The organism is Neisseria sp. N95_16, assembly GCF_002551535.2.
GTDB lineage: Bacteria > Pseudomonadota > Gammaproteobacteria > Burkholderiales > Neisseriaceae > Neisseria > Neisseria brasiliensis.
In genome coordinates this window covers 1-2,396 of sequence record NZ_PDBT02000130.1, presented here as the reverse complement: position 1 = coordinate 2,396, position 2,396 = coordinate 1, and the positions used below count along the sequence as shown (strand labels likewise).

Genomic DNA, 2,396 nt, shown 5'->3' with positions numbered 1-2,396 from the left:
CGGAGTTTAGGTTTAACCACCGGCATGAAGATTTAGGTAAAATATTAATGAAGATGCTTCGAAATAACCCAATTTAATATTTTTGCTTCCTAAGCCCCAAAAATATTGTATTTAACAAATATAGATACTTTGTTTTATAATGGTTAAATTGAAAAATAATCCTTGATTTTCTGAATATTGCACGATAATCAAGCACGTAAATAAATGAAGGCTGATTGCATGACGCGAGGCTTTCTATATGGATGATGAAAATGAACCGGTTTTTGACAATGGGTTTGGTGTCGGTAGCGATGAGTGCTGTATCAGCAGCGGCTTGGGCGCAAACTCATTCTGTGTACTTCAATCAACAAGGCAAGATTACCGCGACGATGTCGTCTGTGGCCTACGTGCGTCAGTATAAAGTCAACGCCGGTTTGGCGCAGGTGCAGGATTTTTATTATCCATCCATGAAAAAATATTCCGAGCCTTATCAAGTGCAAACCAACCAGATTAAGGTGTTTGTACCGGTCTTGGATAATGGAACATTGACCTTATGGCATTTTAATGGTCAGAAAAAAATGGTCGGCAGCTACCGTAATGGCAAGCCCAATGGTGAATGGACCAACTGGTATCCGAATGGCAAAAAATCAGCCGTTATGCCTTATTTGAATGGCTTGAGCAACGGTGTTGGTGCCCGCTATTACCGCAACGGCAATAAAGAAAGCGAAATCCAGTTTAAAAACGATAAAGCCAACGGCTATTGGAAACAATGGTATGCCGATGGTAGCCCGAAAACAGAAATGCGGATGGTGGACGATCAACCGATGGAAATGCTCAGTTGGGATGAATCCGGCAGATTATTGACTGAAATGTCGTTTAGAAATGGCCGCCGCAACGGCATTGTGTTGGATTGGTATGAAGACGGTTCGAAAAAATCAGAAGCCGTGTATCAAAACAACCAATTGGTCAAAAAGACTTTGTGGGATCAAGATGGGTTTGAAATCGAATAAATAAGTAATGTTTATACAACAAGGCCGTCTGAAAGGAAATGCTTTCAGACGGCCTTGTTGTATGTTGAACCTTATTCTTCGCCCAGCAATTGTTCGCGGGTAAGCAGGAGGACGAAGCCGTCACCGCCGCTGGTTTCTAGCCAAGTAAATGGCAGTTCAGGGTAGGCGGCTTCGAGCACATCACGATTATGGCCGATTTCGACCAACAATACACCTTTCGGATTGAGGAACTTAGCGGCTTGCAAAATAATTTCGCGGGTGGCATCCAAGCCGTCTTGGCCGCTGCCGAGTGCCAATTCCGGTTCGTGCAAGTATTCGTCGGGCAGGGTATCAACGGATTCGGCATCGACGTATGGCGGGTTGGAAACGATTAAGTCGTATGTGCCTTCCAAGCCTTCGAATAAGTCGGTGTGAATCAGGCTGATTCGGTCTTCTAAGCCGTATTCTTCGACGTTAATAGCGGCGACTTCGAGTGCGTCCAAGCTTAAATCGACGGCATCGATTTCGGCAGCCGGGTAGTGGTGTGCCATCTGAATCGCCAAACAGGCGCTGCCGGTGCAAAGGTCGAGCGCGCGGTTGACCAATTCGGGGTATTCAATCCAAGCGGTGAGCGAATCGCCTAGTAATTCATAGATGAAAGAACGCGGCACGATGACGCGCTCGTCAACATAAAAGTCAAAATCGCCTTGCCATGCTTGATTGGTCAGGTAGGCAACCGGCAGACGCTCGGTAACGCGGCGTTCGATGAGTGCCAATACTTCTTCTTTTTCGGTTTGTAACAGCTTGGCATCGAGATACGGATCGAGCGTGTCGAGCGGTAAGTTCAGCGTGTGTAAAATCAGATAAGCAGCTTCGTCGTGGGCGTTGTCGGAGCCGTGTCCGAAGAAAAGCTCGGCATCGTTAAAGCGGCTGACGGCAAAGCGCAAAATGTCGCGGATGGTGGTGAGTTCTTTGGCTGCTTGGGTAAACATGATGATTGTCGCCGTAAAGGTTGGAATAGGGGCATTATAGCAGAAAAGGCCGTCTGAAAAGCTGTCGGTTGCCGTGAGAGAAAGGGTGTTTGGCGTATAAAATCATGTGTAGGAAAGGTGATTAAATTGGTTTAAAACGAGCAGGTAAAAGGCCGTCTGAAATATTTCAGACGGCCTTACATTCGCCTAACAAGTGCAATTTCCAATAACAGAAAAGGCCAGTATGCGGTAGTATACTGCCTTTCCTGACAAGAAAGATTGCAATATGGCCTACACACAACTGACCTCACACCAAAGATACTACATTTCCAGACATTACCGCAACCTACCCCTAAACCAAATCGCACAGAACATCGGTTGTCATCCCGCCACCGTCAGTCGGGAAATCAGACGGCATTCCGTCAACGGAACCTACTGTTACCGAAAAGCACAACAG

Annotated in this window: 3 protein-coding genes and 1 pseudogene; 3 read left to right on the top strand and 1 reads right to left on the bottom strand. The window is 46.3% G+C overall.

Features of this window, described 5'->3' with window-relative positions; genetic code table 11:
- Together CRG49_RS12685 and CRG49_RS12680 are read left to right on the top strand one after the other, a co-directional pair.
- Positions 1–77: pseudogene (locus tag CRG49_RS12685) on the top strand (IS1595 family transposase); the annotation flags it as partial.
- A gap of 174 nt (positions 78–251) precedes the next feature.
- Entirely contained in the window at positions 252–989 is a 738-nt protein-coding gene (locus tag CRG49_RS12680) for a toxin-antitoxin system YwqK family antitoxin (RefSeq protein WP_095502440.1), read from the top strand.
- 71 nt (positions 990–1,060) lie between these two features.
- Here the strand turns inward: CRG49_RS12680 and prmB are convergent, their stop codons facing one another.
- Positions 1,061–1,960, bottom strand: a complete 900-nt coding sequence (gene prmB / locus CRG49_RS12675) for a 50S ribosomal protein L3 N(5)-glutamine methyltransferase (protein WP_095502439.1) — start codon at positions 1,958–1,960, stop codon at positions 1,061–1,063.
- Between the two features lie 265 nt (positions 1,961–2,225).
- Here prmB and CRG49_RS14165 point away from each other — a divergent pair.
- On the top strand, positions 2,226–2,396 hold a 171-nt coding region (locus tag CRG49_RS14165), incomplete at its 3' end, for a helix-turn-helix domain-containing protein (protein WP_157807888.1).

Bases quoted from the DNA above. Each gene is read 5' to 3' on its own strand.
- CRG49_RS12680 (WP_095502440.1), top strand. From the start codon at position 252: ATGAACCGGTTTTTGACAATGGGTTTGGTGTCGGTAGCGATGAGTGCT.
- prmB (WP_095502439.1), bottom strand. From the start codon at position 1,960: ATGTTTACCCAAGCAGCCAAAGAACTCACCACCATCCGCGACATTTTG.